15 protein-coding genes are annotated in these 14,707 nt (G+C 75.9%); 7 read left to right on the forward strand and 8 right to left on the reverse strand.

From position 1 onward, the window contains the following. Positions 1 to 156 precede the first annotated feature (156 nt). The 4 genes from DTL70_RS15495 to DTL70_RS15510 all read left to right on the forward strand — a co-directional run bounded on the left by DTL70_RS15495 (position 157) and on the right by DTL70_RS15510 (position 3,952). Entirely contained in the window at positions 157 to 1,032 is an 876-nt protein-coding gene (locus DTL70_RS15495; RefSeq protein WP_114022492.1) for a phosphotransferase, read from the forward strand. Positions 1,033 to 1,168: 136 nt separating this feature from the next. Continuing rightward, the gene (locus tag DTL70_RS15500; RefSeq protein ID WP_114022493.1) at positions 1,169 to 1,963 is read left to right on the forward strand and encodes a GntR family transcriptional regulator; all 795 of its coding nucleotides are present in this window, start codon (positions 1,169 to 1,171) and stop codon (positions 1,961 to 1,963) included. Next, positions 1,960 to 3,498 (forward strand): MFS transporter, encoded by a 1,539-nt coding sequence (locus DTL70_RS15505; protein ID WP_245979389.1) that lies wholly within the window; start codon positions 1,960 to 1,962, stop codon positions 3,496 to 3,498. Before DTL70_RS15500 ends, DTL70_RS15505 begins: the two co-directional genes overlap by 4 nt. Then, positions 3,467 to 3,952, forward strand: a complete 486-nt coding sequence (locus tag DTL70_RS15510; protein WP_114022494.1) for a GNAT family N-acetyltransferase — start codon at positions 3,467 to 3,469, stop codon at positions 3,950 to 3,952. Before DTL70_RS15505 ends, DTL70_RS15510 begins: the two co-directional genes overlap by 32 nt. A 98-nt stretch (positions 3,953 to 4,050) precedes the next feature. On the opposite strand, the gene DTL70_RS15515 is transcribed toward DTL70_RS15510, so the two are convergent. From DTL70_RS15515 to DTL70_RS15525, 3 genes are read right to left on the reverse strand one after another with little or no spacing between them, the layout of a single operon-like run. Continuing rightward, positions 4,051 to 5,559 (reverse strand): FGGY-family carbohydrate kinase, encoded by a 1,509-nt coding sequence (locus DTL70_RS15515; protein ID WP_114022495.1) that lies wholly within the window; start codon positions 5,557 to 5,559, stop codon positions 4,051 to 4,053. 57 nt (positions 5,560 to 5,616) lie between these two features. After that, entirely contained in the window at positions 5,617 to 6,420 is an 804-nt protein-coding gene (locus DTL70_RS15520) for a DeoR/GlpR family DNA-binding transcription regulator (RefSeq protein ID WP_114022594.1), read from the reverse strand. Between the two features lie 14 nt (positions 6,421 to 6,434). Next, positions 6,435 to 7,109, reverse strand: a complete 675-nt coding sequence (locus tag DTL70_RS15525) for a histidine phosphatase family protein (RefSeq protein WP_114022496.1) — start codon at positions 7,107 to 7,109, stop codon at positions 6,435 to 6,437. A 125-nt stretch (positions 7,110 to 7,234) separates the two neighbouring features. Between DTL70_RS15525 and DTL70_RS15530 the strand changes: the two genes are divergently transcribed. The 3 genes from DTL70_RS15530 to DTL70_RS34785 all read left to right on the forward strand — a co-directional run bounded on the left by DTL70_RS15530 (position 7,235) and on the right by DTL70_RS34785 (position 9,548). Further along, the gene (locus tag DTL70_RS15530) at positions 7,235 to 8,722 is read left to right on the forward strand and encodes an FGGY-family carbohydrate kinase (protein WP_114022497.1); all 1,488 of its coding nucleotides are present in this window, start codon (positions 7,235 to 7,237) and stop codon (positions 8,720 to 8,722) included. 113 nt (positions 8,723 to 8,835) lie between these two features. Further along, a complete protein-coding gene (locus tag DTL70_RS15535; RefSeq protein WP_114022498.1) occupies positions 8,836 to 9,342 on the forward strand; it encodes a methylated-DNA--[protein]-cysteine S-methyltransferase in 507 nt (168 codons plus the stop codon). Positions 9,343 to 9,416: 74 nt separating this feature from the next. After that, the gene (locus DTL70_RS34785) at positions 9,417 to 9,548 is read left to right on the forward strand and encodes an LPFR motif small protein (protein ID WP_274709520.1); all 132 of its coding nucleotides are present in this window, start codon (positions 9,417 to 9,419) and stop codon (positions 9,546 to 9,548) included. An 11-nt stretch (positions 9,549 to 9,559) separates the two neighbouring features. On the opposite strand, the gene DTL70_RS15540 is transcribed toward DTL70_RS34785, so the two are convergent. The 5 genes from DTL70_RS15540 to DTL70_RS15560 all read right to left on the reverse strand — a co-directional run bounded on the left by DTL70_RS15540 (position 9,560) and on the right by DTL70_RS15560 (position 14,706). Continuing rightward, positions 9,560 to 10,627, reverse strand: coding sequence for a zinc-dependent alcohol dehydrogenase (locus tag DTL70_RS15540; protein ID WP_245979390.1), 1,068 nt, complete (start codon positions 10,625 to 10,627; stop codon positions 9,560 to 9,562). 162 nt (positions 10,628 to 10,789) lie between these two features. Further along, positions 10,790 to 11,437, reverse strand: a complete 648-nt coding sequence (locus tag DTL70_RS15545) for a methyltransferase domain-containing protein (RefSeq protein WP_114022499.1) — start codon at positions 11,435 to 11,437, stop codon at positions 10,790 to 10,792. Further along, positions 11,434 to 12,165 (reverse strand): TIGR04282 family arsenosugar biosynthesis glycosyltransferase, encoded by a 732-nt coding sequence (locus DTL70_RS15550; protein ID WP_114022500.1) that lies wholly within the window; start codon positions 12,163 to 12,165, stop codon positions 11,434 to 11,436. The genes DTL70_RS15545 and DTL70_RS15550 overlap by 4 nt, the downstream gene beginning before the upstream one ends. Positions 12,166 to 12,361: 196 nt before the next feature. Continuing rightward, complete coding sequence (locus tag DTL70_RS15555) at positions 12,362 to 13,540, reverse strand: GNAT family N-acetyltransferase (RefSeq protein ID WP_114022501.1); 1,179 nt, start codon at positions 13,538 to 13,540, stop codon at positions 12,362 to 12,364. Beyond that, positions 13,540 to 14,706, reverse strand: coding sequence for a DegT/DnrJ/EryC1/StrS family aminotransferase (locus DTL70_RS15560; RefSeq protein ID WP_114022502.1), 1,167 nt, complete (start codon positions 14,704 to 14,706; stop codon positions 13,540 to 13,542). Before DTL70_RS15560 ends, DTL70_RS15555 begins: the two co-directional genes overlap by 1 nt. Position 14,707 lies beyond the last annotated feature (1 nt).

Raw genomic sequence — 14,707 nt, forward strand, 5'->3', positions numbered from 1 at the left:
CCCGTGCTTGTCAATGATGCAGACCACTTGGGCGGAACCACGGTTGCGCCCCGGAGATGAGAGATACGCCGCATTCCAGTCGGGGCGGCACCTGCGCAGACGCGGGCACCTGGCAGCCTGAGGACGAACCGACCGACAGCTAGGAGAGCACAGGCGATGGCGAGCAGCGCGACATTCACCGAGGACCTGGCCCGTCAGGTGCTGGCGGCGGCGACCGGCGGCCCCGGCGGCAGCGCGCAACTGCTGTCGCTCGGCGAGAACGCCGTCTTCGCGCTGGACGAGACCGTCGTACGGATCGGCCGCACCCCCGAACTGCTGGCCCGCGCGGAGCACGAGCTGCGGGTGGCGACCTGGCTGGAGGACGAGGGGGTTCCGGCGGTCCGCGCGGTCGAGCCTGAGGCGCGGCTCGTCGGTGACCACCCCGTCACCTACTGGCAGCGGCTGCCCGCCGCCGTGCGCCCGGCCGGCGCCGCGGATCTGGCCGGTCTGCTGCGGCTCGTCCACGCGCTGCCCGAGCCGCCCTTCACCCTGCCACCGCGCGAGCTGCTGGGCGGGATCGAGCGGTGGCTGCGCCTGGCCGGGGACGCGGTGCCCAGGGAGGACGTGGCGTTTCTGCGCGCCCGCAGGGACGACATCATCGCCTCGCTCCCGGGGCTCGTCCCGCATCTGCCGCCGGGCCCGGTGCACGGCGACGCGCTGCCCCGCAACGTGCACGTCACCGCCGAGGGACCCCTCCTGGTCGACCTGGAGACCTTCGCCGGCGACCTGCGCGAACACGACCTGGTGGTGATGGCGCTCAGCCACGACCGCTACGGCCTGCCGGAGGCGGAGTACGAGGCGTTCTGCACGACCTACGGCTGGGACGTACGCGAGTGGGAGGGGTGCGCCGTCCTGCGCGGGGCGCGGGAGACGGCCAGCTGCGCCTGGGTCTCCCAGCACGCACCGGGCAACCCGGCGGCGCTCGCGGAGTTCCGGCGGCGGGTGGCCTCGCTGCGCGACGCGGACCCCACCGTGCGCTGGCACCCGTTCTGAGCCTGGCGGGCCCGGCCGCGGGCGCGGGTGGCGGAGTGCGCCGACTCCGCCACGAAACCGCTGCTCAGAGCGTCGGCCCAGGTCAGACGGGGTGGCGTAACGTTGCCGCAACACCGCTGCCCTAGCGTCGGTGCCCATGGACACGGAAGCGGACGAGGCCGGCTCTTCCCGGGCCGACCGTGCGCGGCGCGTGGCGAACGTGCTGCGCCGCCAGGTGCTCGACGGCGGCTTCGGGGGCGGCTTCGACGGCGGGGTGCTGCCGGACGAGCGCGCGCTCGTCGCGGAGTTCTCCGTCAGCCGCAACACGGTGCGCGCGGCGCTCGCACTGCTGCGCGACGAGGGGCTGGTCGAGCGCCGCCGGGGCGTGGGCACCGTCGTCGTGGGCCGCGCCTACGCACACCCGCTCGGCGAGCTGGCGGGCCTCGCCGAGGTCCTCCACCACCACGGCAGCGTCGTCAACCAGGTGCGGGAGGCCCGGCTGGTACGGCCGCCCCGTGCCGTGGCCCGGCGCCTGGGGCTGGACGAGGGGGAGGAGGCTGTCCATCTGGAGCGGCTGCGCAGCCTGGACGGGGTGCCGCTGTCCCTCGACTCGACGTACCTGCTGCCGTGGATCGGGAAGCCGCTGCTGGCCCTGGAGAGGGAGGCGCTGGAGCACCGGGACGTCTTCGACCTCATCGAGTCCGTGGCGGGCACGCCGCTGGGCGGCGCCGAGGTCTCCGTGCAGGCGGTGACGGCCGACGCCGCGACCCGTGCCGTCCTGCGGATGCCCGAGAGCGGCGGCGCGGTGCTCACCGTCGAACGGCTGACCAGCCTCGCCGACGGGCGCCCCGCCGACCTGGAGTTCATCCACCTGCGCGGCGACCGGCTCGTGCTGCGCGCCCAGGTGGCCGCTCCCCCGGGCCGCGGGCCGGGTCGGGAGGGGGCGCGGTGAGCGCCCCCACGATGCGGAGGGGGGCGCCACGGCTGCTGACGGCCGCGATGTGCCTGTGCGTGACGCTCGTCGTCGGCATGGTCTCCGCCATCAACCTCGCCATCCCCGCGCTCTCGGCGAGCGCGCTGCGGCCGTCCGCCGCGCAGGTGGTGTGGGTCGTCGACGGTTACGTCGTCGTCTTCGCCTGCCTGCTGATCCCCGCCGGGGCACTGGCCGACCGCGCGGGGCGCAAGGGCACCCTGCTGAGCGGCATGGGCGTCTTCACGCTCGGCTCGCTGCTGTGCGCGCTGGCGCCGCACGTCGGGGTACTCATCGCCGGGCGCGCGCTCAGCGGAGCGGGGGCCGCCGCCGTGCTGCCGACGACGCTGACCCTGCTCGTGGACGGCGTCCCCGAGGCCCGGCGCCAGCGCGCCGTCGCCGTCTGGGCCTCCATGACCGGGCTCGCCGCCGTCCTCGGCAACCTCGGCGGCGGAGCCGCGATCCACTACGGCACCTGGCGCAGCCTGTTCTGGTGCCTGCTGCCGCTCGCGCTGCTCGCCCTGGCGCTGGCGGCCGTCGCGGCGCCCGTCACGGACCGCCACTCGCGGCCGCTCGCACCCGGCAGCACCGCGCTGCTGACGGCCGGCTTCCTCGCTCTGCTGTACGGCATCGTCGCAGGGCCGCAGTCCGGCTGGACGAGCCGTCCCGTCCTCAGCGCCGCGGCGGCCTCGGCCGTGCTGCTGTCGTGGTGGGTGCGGCACGAACTCCGCTCCCCGCACCCCCTGCTGGACCCCCGGCTCTTCCTCCGGCCCGCCGTGCGCGCCGGAGCGGTGGGGATGGCCGCGCTGTTCCTCGGCATGTTCGGGCTGATGTACGTCAACGGCCAGTATCTCCAGTACGCGAAGGGGTACAGCCCGCTGGGCGCCGGCGTCCGGCTCCTGCCCATGGCCGCGGGGCTGCTGGCGGGTCCGCGCTGCGGGCTCCTGCTGGAGAGGTGGGCCGGGCGGCGGGCCACGGCCGCGGGGGGCATGCTCGTCCTGGCCTCGGGGCTGTGCGTGGTCTCCACCGTGTCCGCGCGCACCCCGTACGCCGTCTACGGGCTGGGCGCCACCCTCACGGCGCTCGGCTGCGGCATCGCCACCCCGCTGCTCTCGCACGCCATGATGTCCGCGCTCCCGCCCGAACGCGCCGGCACGGGATCCGGGCTCCAGAGCCTGGCCCGCGAACTGGGCAGCGCCCTCGGTATCGCCGTCAGCGGCACCCTGGTGACCGCCGTCTTCACCGCGCGGCTCCCCGCGCCGCTGCGGGGCCCCGAGGCGCCGAGCACCGTCGCCGAGGCCCGCACCCGCACCTCGGACCCCGGCGAACTGGAGGCGGTCGTGCACGCCTTCACCGACGGCATGCACACCGCCATGTGGACGCTGGCCGCCCTCATCGCGCTGACGGCCCTCGCCGTCACCCTCTGGTTCCCGCCGGGGCACCGCGCCGGCCTGCCCCACCAGCCCACGGGGCAGACTCCCCACCATGACGAGACCCCGCATCCGCACCGCACCTGACCGGGCGCTGTGGCGCGCGGCCCGGCTCGCGGCCCTCACCGACGCCCCCGACGCCTTCACCAGAGGGCTCGCGGACTGGTACAGGGGCGGGGAGGAGGAGTGGATGTCCCGGCTGGAGAGGGCCGGCACGTTCAACGTCGTCGCCGTGGGGGCCCGGGACGAGCGGCCCGTCGGACTGGTGCGGGGCGTGCCGCAGGGCGCGGGGATCGCCCAGGTGCGGTCGCTGTGGGTCTGTTCGACCGTGCGCGGCCAGGGGTTGGGCGACCGCTTGCTCGCCCTCGTGGCGGGATGGGCACAGCGGTCGGGGGCTCGCACGCTGACACTCGCGGTGCTCCCGGGGAACGTCCACGCACTCGCCCTCTACGAGCGCAACGGCTTCGTCCGGACCGGCCGGACCGTGGACCCCCTGCCCTCGGGCACGCGGGAACACGTCATGGCGAAACCACTGCGCTGACGCCGGGCGGCGCTCCTGCCGGCGCTCCCCCTGGCGCGCCCGCTCGGGCACGCGTCGGCATCCCGAGTCGCGGCCCCGCGGAGGGACAGCCGCGGGTCTCACCCGGGAGGAGCCGCGGGCAGCCAGCCCCGGCGGGTCAGTTCGGTGACGAAGCGGGCGTAGGTCTCCTCCAGGGCCGGCTGCTCCTCGGGCACCGGGTCGACGGTGTGCCCGGCTGCGGTCATGTGGCGGGCCGCCTCCTCCAGCGAGGGGTGCAGCGTGCCCGTGGCGGCCAGCAGCGCTGCACCGAGGGCGGTCTCCGCGTGCGGCGCGACACGCAGCGGGATGCCGAGCGTGGTCGCCCGGATGCGGGTCCACAGGGGGCTGCGGCTGCCGCCACCCGCCGTGTGGAGCGGAGCGGAGACGGGGACGCCGAGCGCGCGGATCCGCTCCAGGGCGAGCCGTTCGAGGAAGGCGACCCCCTCCAGGTCGGCGCGGTGCCGGTCGGCGTCGTCGGCCGGGGTGCCGAGGGTGAAGCCGTGCGCGGCGCCGCTGACGAAGGGGAAGCGTTCGCCCGCGCGGCGCAGGGGATAGCTCACGCAGGTGGCGGGCCCGCGCTCGGCGGCCGCGGCGTCGAGCGCGGCCAACTGCTCGGGGGCGCGGTGGGCGAGGGCTTCGCCGCCGGTGCTGGAGGCGCCGCCCGGCAGCCACCAGCCGTCCGGGTGCCGGTGGCTGTAGAGGGCGCCCGAGGGGTCGGTGACCAGGTCGCGGGTGACGCCCTTGAGGACGTACGTGGTGCCGAGGACGCCCACGAACTGTCCCGGTGACACGGCGCCGGTGGCGAGCTGTCCCGCACAGCCGTCCGTCATACCGAGCCGCACCTCGCACCCCTGGGGCAGCCCCGTCTCGGCTGCGGCCCGGGCGCACACGGTGCCTGCCGAGGTGCCGGGCGGCTGGACGGGCGGGAGCCAGTGCGCGGGCACGCCCAGCGCGTCCAGGACGTCGGCGGGCCACTCACGGGCGCGGGGGTCGTACCCGGTCTTGAGCGCGTGGCTCCAGTCGGTGGCGACGGGCGCGCCGGTCAGTGCGCGGCCGAGCAGGTCGGAGGTGTGGGCGATGCGCGCGTCGTGCGGGTCGCGGGGCGCGTGCCGCGCGTACCAGGCGACGCGGCCCAGCGCGGCCGTGGGCCCTACGGCCAGTCCGAGGGCCCGCCATCGGGCGGCGCCGGCTTCCTGCGCGCGGGCGTTGAGGTCGGCCGCCCTGCGGTCGTCGTACATGGAGGCGGGTGCCAGCGGTGCGCCGTCGGTGTCGGTGAGGACGAGGGTGCCGGAGGTGGCGCAGACCGCGACGGCTCTCACCTCGGCGCCGCGTGCGGGCAGCTTCGCGGTGGCCCGGCGCAGTGCCAGGGCCGTCGCCGGCCACCACCGGGTGGCGTCCTGCTCGCTGCGCCCTTCGCCGCCGCGGACGGGCCGGGGCAGTTCGGCCCTGCCTTCGGCCCGTACGGTGCCGTGGGCGTCGACGCACAGGACGCGGACGGCGGCGGTGGCGACGTCGATCCCGGCGACGACGGGCGACGGCGGCGGGGCGGCGCCGGGGCGTGCTCCGGCGGCCGGGGTGGTGCGGTGCATGACGGGCTTCCCTTTCCGTGCGTGAAATTCACACCCGCTGTGTGAACAACGGCCGGGTCACTCCCCCACCGGCGCGACCCGCACTTCGGTGTGCTCCCGCAGGTCGGTCACGAGTCCTTCGGGGACCCCGTCGTCCACCACGACGTGGTCGAAGTCGGCGACAGGACACAGCCGGTGCAGCCCGGTGCGGGCGACCTTGGAGTGGTCCATCAGCAGCGCCTTGCGGGTACCGGAGGCGAGCATGGCGCGCTTGACGAGGACGACGTCCTGCTCCTGGTGGAAGGTCGTGCGCGCGTCCATGGCCGAGGTGCTGACCAGCACGAGGTCGACGGCCGTCGCCTCGATGGCCTCCACGCAGGGGACGCCGAGGAAGGAGTCGTGGGTGGGCGAGTAGGCGCCGCCCAGCGCGAGGAGCCGTACCCCCTCGCATCCGGCGAAGACGTCGACGATCCGGCGGGCGTTGGTCAGCACGGTCAGCGGCGCCTTGTCCCGCAGCTGCGGGCCGAGCGCCAGCACGGTGGTGGAGTCGTCCAGCATCACCGACATACCCGGCTCGACCAGTGCGGCGGCGGCGCGGGCGACGGCCTCCTTCTGCGGGACGTGGACGCCCAGGCGGTAGTCGAGGTTGCTCTCGAAGACGCTGGTGGGCTGCGCGGAGACGCCGCCGCGGAAGCGGCGCAGCACGCCGCGCCCGGCCAGCGCGTCCAGGTCGCGGTGGACGGTCATCACGCTGACCCCCACGGCCTCGGCGAGCCACGCGACGGTGACCGTGCCGTGCGCCAGGACGTGTTCGGTGATGCGCTCCCTGCGCCGTTCGCGCGAGCGGGCGGTGCCGGTGGGCGGCGTCGCGGAGTGCGGCATGGCCACGCGCCCGCTCAGTCCGCGGCCGCGGGCGCCGCGGGGGACTCGTGCGGGGCGGCCCCGGCGCCGGGCGCGGTCGGCACGTTCAGCGCGCGCAGCGCTGTGCGGTCCCCGGTCACCTCGATCTCGGTGACGGCCGCGTTCTCCAGCCGGGGCAGCACCAGCCGGTAGCGGCCCAGGGGGACGCCGAGCATGGCGCACAGCGCGATCCGGAAGGCGGTGTTGTGCGCGACGACCAGCACGGTATGCCCGTCGTGCGCCGCCGCCACCGCACGCAGCGCCTCGCACACCCGGGCGGCGACGGCGGTGGGCGGTTCGGAGCCGGGGAAGGCGCCGGTCTCCGCGTCCCGCTGGAACGCCTCGACGAGGCCGGCGTCCTCGGCTCTCATCTCGGCGAGGGTGCGGCCCTCTCCCCAGCCGAAGTCGGCCTCCCGCAGGCCCTCGTGGACGGCAGGGGTGACGCCGAGCGCACGCGCGGCGGGGGCGGCCGTGCGCCGCGCCCGCTCCAGCGGTGAGCTGACAACCGCGTGGACCGGCGCGCTGAGCGACCGCTGGTGCACCCACCCGGCCAGCTCCTCGGCCTGCCGCAGGCCCGTGTCGGTCAACGCGACGTCCGAGAGGCCGGCGTAGCGGTTCTCGGCGTGCCAGACGGTCTGGCCGTGCCTCACGAGCAGGAGCCGGGCGGTCATGCGTCCTCCAGGGCGTCGGAGCGGTGCGGCCATTGGGTTTCTTCACGCGGAGCGCTATAAATATAACAAGCTTCTTGTGGAGAAGCGGGACCACTGCGCGACCGCCGTCTGGAGGGCGTACGGCCATGACTGAGACCGCCGGGACCCCGGCAGGGACGATCATCGGTGTCGACATCGGCACCTCCGTCACCAAGGCCGTCGCCTTCGACCGCGACGGCCGCTCCCTGCACACCGCCGCGCGGCGCTCCACGCTGCTGCGCGGGCCCGGGGGCGTCGTCGAGCAGGACCTGGAAGAGGTGCTGGCCGGCGTCGCCGAGGTGGCCGCCCAGGCCGCTGCCGCGCTGCCGGGCCCGCCCGCGGCGCTCGCCCTCACCGGTCAGGGCGACGGGCTGTGGCTGCGCGACGCCGAAGGGCGCGCGGTGCGGCGCATGATCTCGTGGATGGACGGCCGCGCCGCCCCGCTCGTCGACCGCTGGCGACGGGACGGAACGGTCGGGGAGATCTTCCGTACCACCGGTTCGGGCACCTTCCCCGGCTGCCACGGACCGCTGCTGGCCTGGCTGGCCGAGCACGAGCCCGGCACGCTGGAGCGCGCGGCGGTCGCCGGGCACTGCGTGGACGCGATAGCGCAGCGGCTGACCGGTGCGGTCAGCGTGGACGCCTCCGACGCCACCCTGCCCTTCCTCGACCCCGTCACCCGCCGCTACTCCCCCGCCGCGCTGGCCGCCTGCGGCGTCGAACAGCTGGCCCACCTGCTGCCCGAGCCCGCCGCCCCGCACGCCGTGCTGGAACTCGACAAGCACGGCGCGGCGCTGCTGGGGCTGCCCGAGGGGCTGCCGGTCACCTCCGGCCCCTACGATCTGCCGGCCTGCGCCCTCGGGAGCGGCGTGCGGGAGCCGGGCGACGGGCTGCTGACGGTCGGCACCACGCTGGCCTGCCAGGTCCTGACCGACCATGCCGGGCGGGAGGGCGCCGAGTGGGACGGCGAGCCGGCCGGGATGTGGCTGTGCACCCCGCGCACCGACCGCTGGCTGCGGGCGCTGCCCGCCATGGTGGGGACGGCCGGCATCGACTGGGCGCTCGGCGTCGTCGGTGCGTCCACGGACGAACTGGAAACGCTGCTTGAGCGCAGCCCCGCGGGTGCGCGCGGGGTGACGGCGCTGCCGTTCCTGTCCGAGGCGGGGGAACGCGCCCCGTTCGTCTCCCCCAGCGCCCGGGCCTCCTTCGAGGGCATGTCCCTGGCGCACGACCGCGCCGACCTGGTCCGCGCCATGTGCGAGGCGGTCGGCTACGCGGCACGTCACTGCCTGGAGACCGCGGGGCTCTCGCGGACGCCGGCGGCCTGCGGCGGCGGCACCAGGTCGGCGGGCTGGATGCGCACGTTCGCCGGGATCCTGGGCCGGCCGGTCCGGGTGCCCCTGGAGGCGGAGGTGGGTGCGCGGGGCGCGGCCGTCGTCGCGCGCGCCGCACTGGGTGATCCGGTGGACGACGAGCGCTGGCACACGGAGTACCGCCTGGTGGAGCCCGACGAGGAGGAGAGGGCGCTGTACGAACAGGGGTACGCGGACTACCGCGCACGCGTCGAGGCCGCCAGGACCCGCTGGGAGGGCTGAGCACGCGACGCACCACCTTAAGCTCCCGGCCTCGGCACACGGCCTTGTCGCTTTTCCGCCAGTCCCCTTCCCCGTGACCCGTAAGACTGGAGGGGAACGAGAAGGGACGCGCCATGCACCGCACGCACACCGTCATCGACAGCCCCCTGGGCCCCCTGACCCTGGTCGCGACCGAGGGGACGCTGTCCGGCATCTACATGGATCCTCACCGGCACCGTCCCGCTCCCGAGACGTTCGGCGACAGCGACGCCGGCGCCTTCGGCGCGGCGACGGAGCAACTCGGTGAGTACTTCGCGCAGGAACGCACCGCGTTCTCGCTTCCCCTAGCGCCGGAGGGCACCGGCTTCCAGCGCAGCGTATGGGCGGCCCTGGAAGAGATCCCCTACGGCGAGACCCTCTCCTACGGGCAGCTCGCCGAGCGGATCGGCAGGCCGGGCGCGGCACGGGCCGTCGGGCTGGCCAACGGGCGGAACCCGATCAGCATCGTCGTCCCCTGCCACCGCGTCATCGGCTCGACGGGGCAGCTGACCGGGTACGGCGGCGGACTCGAACGCAAACGCCACCTGCTGGACTTCGAGCGCGGCGCGCACGCACCGCGGGCCGACGGCACCCTGTGGTGAAACGCCGGTTTGCCCGGCGCGTCAGCGGCCACCCGTGCGGCGTCACAGACTCCGTCGTTTCCGAGGAGGACACGATGCTCCGCGCCCTCGCCGATGTGCTTCGCTCGATCGGTGGCGCCATCGCCACCGTCGTCACGCTCCCCTTCCGGGCCGTCGCCCGGCTGCTCGGTGGGGCGTCCCACTCGGCGCGCCGCCGCCGGGTATGAACGACCAGCCCTCAGGACCGGGTGACCAGTGGCCCGCCGAAGTCCAGCAGGACCTTCGGCGGGCCGCTTCGTCCGCGCTCCAGGAGTGCGAACGCGTGCCGCACCGCGTCCGCCGACTCCGCCGCGACGACCTCGGCCACCAGCGGCCCGGCCTCCAGCACGCCCCGCTCGAAGAGGGCGACCGTGCGGTCGTAGTGGCTGACGCCGTGCTGGATGCCGAGGACGTCGACGCCCTGGAGGGAGAGTTCGCCGGGGACGAAGGAGACCGGTTCCCTGGCCACCCCGACCAGCGCCACGCGGCCGCCGCGCCGTGCCATGCGCAGCGCGGCGGTGAACGCCGAGGCGGCTCCTGACGCCTCCACGATCAGTGAGTAGGCTCCCTCGGGCACCTCGTCGGCGTGGTGGGCGGCGTCCGCGCCGCAGCCCAGTGCGAGGTCGAGTCCGGCCGGGTCGATGCCGACCGCGTCGACGGCGGCGGCGTAGTGGTGCGCGAACTGCACCGCCAGCAGGCCCATGGTGCCGGTCCCGATGACGGCCACCCGGTCGTCGAAGGCGAGCCCGGCGCGGCTGTACGCCTCCACGACGGAGACGGCCGGTTCGATCAGCGCCCCCGTTCCCTCCGGCAGCCCCGCAGGCAGCGGCGTCAGGGCGTGGGTGGGCACGCGCACGTAGTCGGCGGCGGCGCCCTGAAGGCCGTACAGGCCGGTCTCCCGCAGGGCCGCGCACCTTTGGGGCCGCCCGGCGTGGCAGGCGGCGCACCTGACGCACGGCACCATCGTCCGGCCGACCACGGGAGAGCCCACGGCGGGTGCCCCCTCGGGCGGGTCGTCGGCGTAGGCGGCCACCTCGCCGTACCACTCGTGCCCGAAGACGTGCGGGAACGTCGTCCGCCCGTCCTGGAGGAACGCGGAGGTGCCGTGCAGGATCTCCAGGTCGGTGCCGCAGATGCCCACCTGCCGGGTGCGGACCAGCACCGTGCCGGGTGCGGGCGCGGGCACCGGCACCTCGGCCAGGTCGGTCTGCCGCAGGCCGGTGATGCGCGCGGCACGCATGGTGCCGCCGGGCCAGTTCCCCTTCAACGGACGTCCTTTCGGGCTGCTCACGACGCGGGTCGTGCGGCACGCCGTGCACGCGCGCCGCTCGCTCTCCGGTGGATCATGGCACGGGGGCCGCCTCGGCGCACCGCCCGGGTGTGCGGGCAGCCAGGGGAGCCCGTCGGTGGCGGGCGCGGTGGCCGGTGGTCAGGCGCGGCGGAGCGCGACGAACTCGTGGGCGTCCTTGGACCAGCTATCCTCGGCCAGCCAGCCGGAGAGCGCCGCGAGGCGGTGCAGGGCCGCCGCCCCCACGCGGGCCCAGGGGAAGGGGGTGCCGGCGGCGCCGCCGGCGCTCTCCATCCAGACGTGCAGCCGCTGGTCGACGTCCTCGGTGGCGACCTCCGCGAGCAGCAGGCCGCCGGGCGGCACCAGCCGGGCGACCCGGCGCAGCAGCAGCGCCGGGTCTCCGCCGATGCCGATGTTGCCGTCCATGAGGAGCGCCGTGTCCCAGGTGCCGGGCGCGGGCAGGGGTTCGAAGACGGAGCGGCGCAGGGCGCTGCCGCCGCGTGCGCGGGTGCGGGCGACGGCGGCCGGGTTGAGGTCGATGCCGAGCGAGGGGTGTCCGTCCGCGTGGAGTGCGGTGACGAGGCGGCCCGGGCCGCAGCCGATGTCGAGAACGGTGCCGCGGCAGCGGTCGAGCACGCTCAGGTCGGCGGCGTCGGCGGCCGCGCACCAGCGCTCCACGTCCAGCGCGAGCGACCAGCCGTCGCGGGCCCGCAGGTGGAGCGGCCCGCGGCCGTCGCCGATGGCCTCGGTGTAGGGGTCCTCCGTCCAGGCCCCGGCCCGTCCTGTCATGGCCGCGCCCTTCTTGGTCCGCCGGGGAGGCGGGGGCGGTGGGGTCCCGTGGTCGGCACGCCCGAGGAGTCGGGGTCCAGCAGGCGGCGGAGCCGGTCGTGGGCGGCGGCGAAGCACGTGCCGGGGGCCGCGGCGGCGACCGCCGCGGCGTCGTCCGGCACGTCCACGTCCCGCAGTGCGGGCAGGTCGTGGACGCGCAGCCCGGCCGCCACCAGCCTGGCCCGCTGGGCGCGTCCTGTGGTGGGGGTGGACATGGGGACACCGCGCAGCAGAGCGGGGTCGGGGGCGGCCAGTCCGAGCGCCCAGAACCCGCCGTCCGCCGCGGGGCCGAAGAAGGCGTCGCGCTCCCGCCAGGCGTGCGGGCGCGTCGCGGGCGCCAGGAGCGCGGGGGTCAGCTGCGGTGTGTCCATGCCGACGAGCAGCGCGGGCCCGTCGCACAGGGCGAAGGCGGCGGCGAGCCGCTCGTCGAGGCCGCCCTCGCTCTGCGGCACGATCTCGAGCCGCCCGCCGCCCTCCTCGGGCCCCGGCAGCCAGGGCCCCGGTCTGCCGTCCAGGACGAGGACGCGGCGCCGGGCGGGGGCCGCCAGCACGGCCCGCAGCGTGTCGGTGAGTGCCGCCGAGGCCAGCGCGGCCGCACCGTGCGGGGTGAAGACCGGGCCGAGCCGGGTCTTGGCCCGCCCGGGACGCGGTTCCTTGGCGATGACCAGCAGCGTGGTGGGCGACCGCATCACCGAACCTCGCCCCGTGCGGGCGGGGCGCCCGCGGTCTGACGCGCGGGGGCGCACGGCCCGGGGGTGACCTGAGCGGGCGGAGGCGGGGTCCGGCGCGTCATACGGTCTTCTCCCTCGGACGCATGCGTCGGTCCCTCCTCGGGTCGCCGCCGGGGTGGAGCTGAGGTGTGTGGACGGCCGGCCGCGGCCGGTGTCAGAAGCTGTCCGGGAGCCACGGCGTGGGTCCTGCGGCCAGCGCGTCGAGCAGGGCGAGGTCGCGTGCGTGCCCCTCCGCGAGGCCCAGCCGGGCGGCGTGCCGCAGCGTGAGGGCCCCCGCGTACCAGGCGGCCAGCGTGCCCGCGGGCAGACGCACGGCGCGCGACGAGGGGAGGCCTGCCGCGGGGCCGCCGCGCTGGGCGTGCAGCAGCCCTTCCTCGAACGTCAGCGCGTGGCGGGCGCTCTTGCCCTCGGGGGAGACGACCTCGAGGCCGACACCTCCGCTGGGGTGCGGGTCCCAGCCGCGGGCCTCGAGGGCGCGCCGTACGTCGAGCAGCGTCAGCACCCACGGGTAGCGGCCCTCCTCGCGCACCGCGTACTGGTCGAGCGCCCACTGCAGGGGGCTGGGGCGCGGCAGGACGGAGCGGCGGAAGCGGATCTCGCGCACCTGGGGGGAGCGGGCGGCGACCGCGCCGAGCAGGGCGGGCAGCGCGGCCAGTCCGTCGTGCCAGAAGTCGTGCACGACGGCGGTGACGCCCCAGGGGGTGCACGGTTCGACGGTGACGGTCGCGTATCCGGCGAGGTCGTCCTCGCGGGTGACGCCGAGTGTCAGCGCCCCCTCGGTGACGCGCTGCTTCCAGCCGTGCCACCAGGCGGGGCGGCGGACGGGCCCGTTCCAGCCGGCGGCGAGCCGCTCGCGCAGCCGGGCGCAGGCGGCCTCGTCGGGTACGGAGACCGTGAAACCGCCCGGGGCCGGGGGGAGTTCGGCCGGGTGGAGCACGTACTCGGAGGCGACGGCGGCCGACTCCCAACCCCAGCGGCGGTAGACACCGGGCGCCGGGGTCCAGGCGGCGGCAAGGTGCGCGCCGTGTTCGTGGCGGAGCCGGTCGGTGCCCTCTTCGGTGAGGCGGCGGGCGAGTCCGGCGCCGCGCTCCCACGGGGCGACGGCGAGCCAGGCCACGCCGCCGGAGGGCACGGGGCGTCCGCCGAAGTGCTGCGCGAACGGCAGGAAGAGCCCGCCGCCGAGCACGTGGGACCCGCGCACCGCGACCAAGCCGGTGCCGTGCGCGAGCAGGGTGGGAGGGTCGTAGGGCGTCTTGCCGAAGGCCTGCCGGGCCAGTGCGAGGTAGTCCTCGGTCTCGGTGGCGTCGGCGGCCGTGCCCACGCGGGTTTCCATCAGGGCGCCCCCGTGGTGAAGTACCCGCCGACCGTGTCGCACACGTGAGCGAGCTCGGCGGCGTCGAGGTCGGGTCGTATGGGCAGGCACAGGGTCTGCCGGGACAGGTCCTCGGCGACCGGGAAGTCGTGGCGCCGGGCGGCGGGCCCGTCGAGCGCCGGCTGGTGCGGCAGGGGTACGGGGTAGCGGACGACGGCGTCCACGCCGGAGGCGGTCAGGTGGTCCAGCAGCCCGTCGCGGGCCGCTTCGGTCTCGGTGCGCACCTGGAAGAGGTGGTAGACGTGCTCCCCCTCCTCCCCCGGCTGCTGGAAGCGCAGCGGGAGGGGCGCGAGCCGTTCGCGGTAGGTGGCGGCGAGGGCCGCGCGGCGGGCGTTCCAGGTGTCCAGCCGGTCGAGTTTGTGGAGCAGCACGAGCGCCTGGAGGGTGTCGAGGCGCGAGTTGTAGCCCAGGAGGCGGTGGTCGTTCTGGTGCGGCTGCCCGAAGTGGCGCAGCAGGCGCAGTCGTTCGGCCAGCTCGTCGTCGCGGACGCTGACGGCTCCGGCGTCCCCGGCGGCGGCGAGGTTCTTGGAGGGGGCGAAGCTCCAGCAGCCGGCCGCCGAGGCGGTGCCGACGCGGACGCCGTGGCTGCGCGCCCCGATGGCCTGTGCGCAGTCCTCGACGAGGGTGACCCCGGCGTCGCGGCACAGGCGTGCGGCGCGCGGCACGTCGGCCGCCTTGCCGAACATGTGGACGAGGATCACGGCGCGGGTGCGCTCGGTAAACGCCTCGGGCAGCCGGTCCAGGTCCATCAGGAAGTCGTCGTCGCGGCAGTCCACGTACACGGGTGTGGCGCCGCGCCTGGCGATGGCCTGGGCCGTGGCGTGGAAGGAGTTGGCCACGGTGACCACTTCGTCGCCGGGGCCGACACCGAGCGCGTCCAGGGTGAGGATCAGCGCGTCGGTACCGGAGTTGACGCCGACCGTGTGCGCGGCACCCAGGTAGCCGGCGAGACGCTGCTCGAACTCGGCCACCTCCTCCCCCAGCACGTAGCCGCCGCGCAGCAGCAGCTCTTCGATCCGCGCCAGCAACTCCTTCTCCCCGCCCTCGAACTGCGCGGGATAGCGGTACTTGGGAACGTGGCGGAACGTGGAGGCGTGCCCCTCGCCTGGAACGGTGTAGCCGCCCACG

The sequence above is a fragment of the Streptomyces diacarni genome (assembly GCF_003323715.1).
GTDB classification, from domain to species: Bacteria; Actinomycetota; Actinomycetes; order Streptomycetales; family Streptomycetaceae; genus Streptomyces; species Streptomyces diacarni.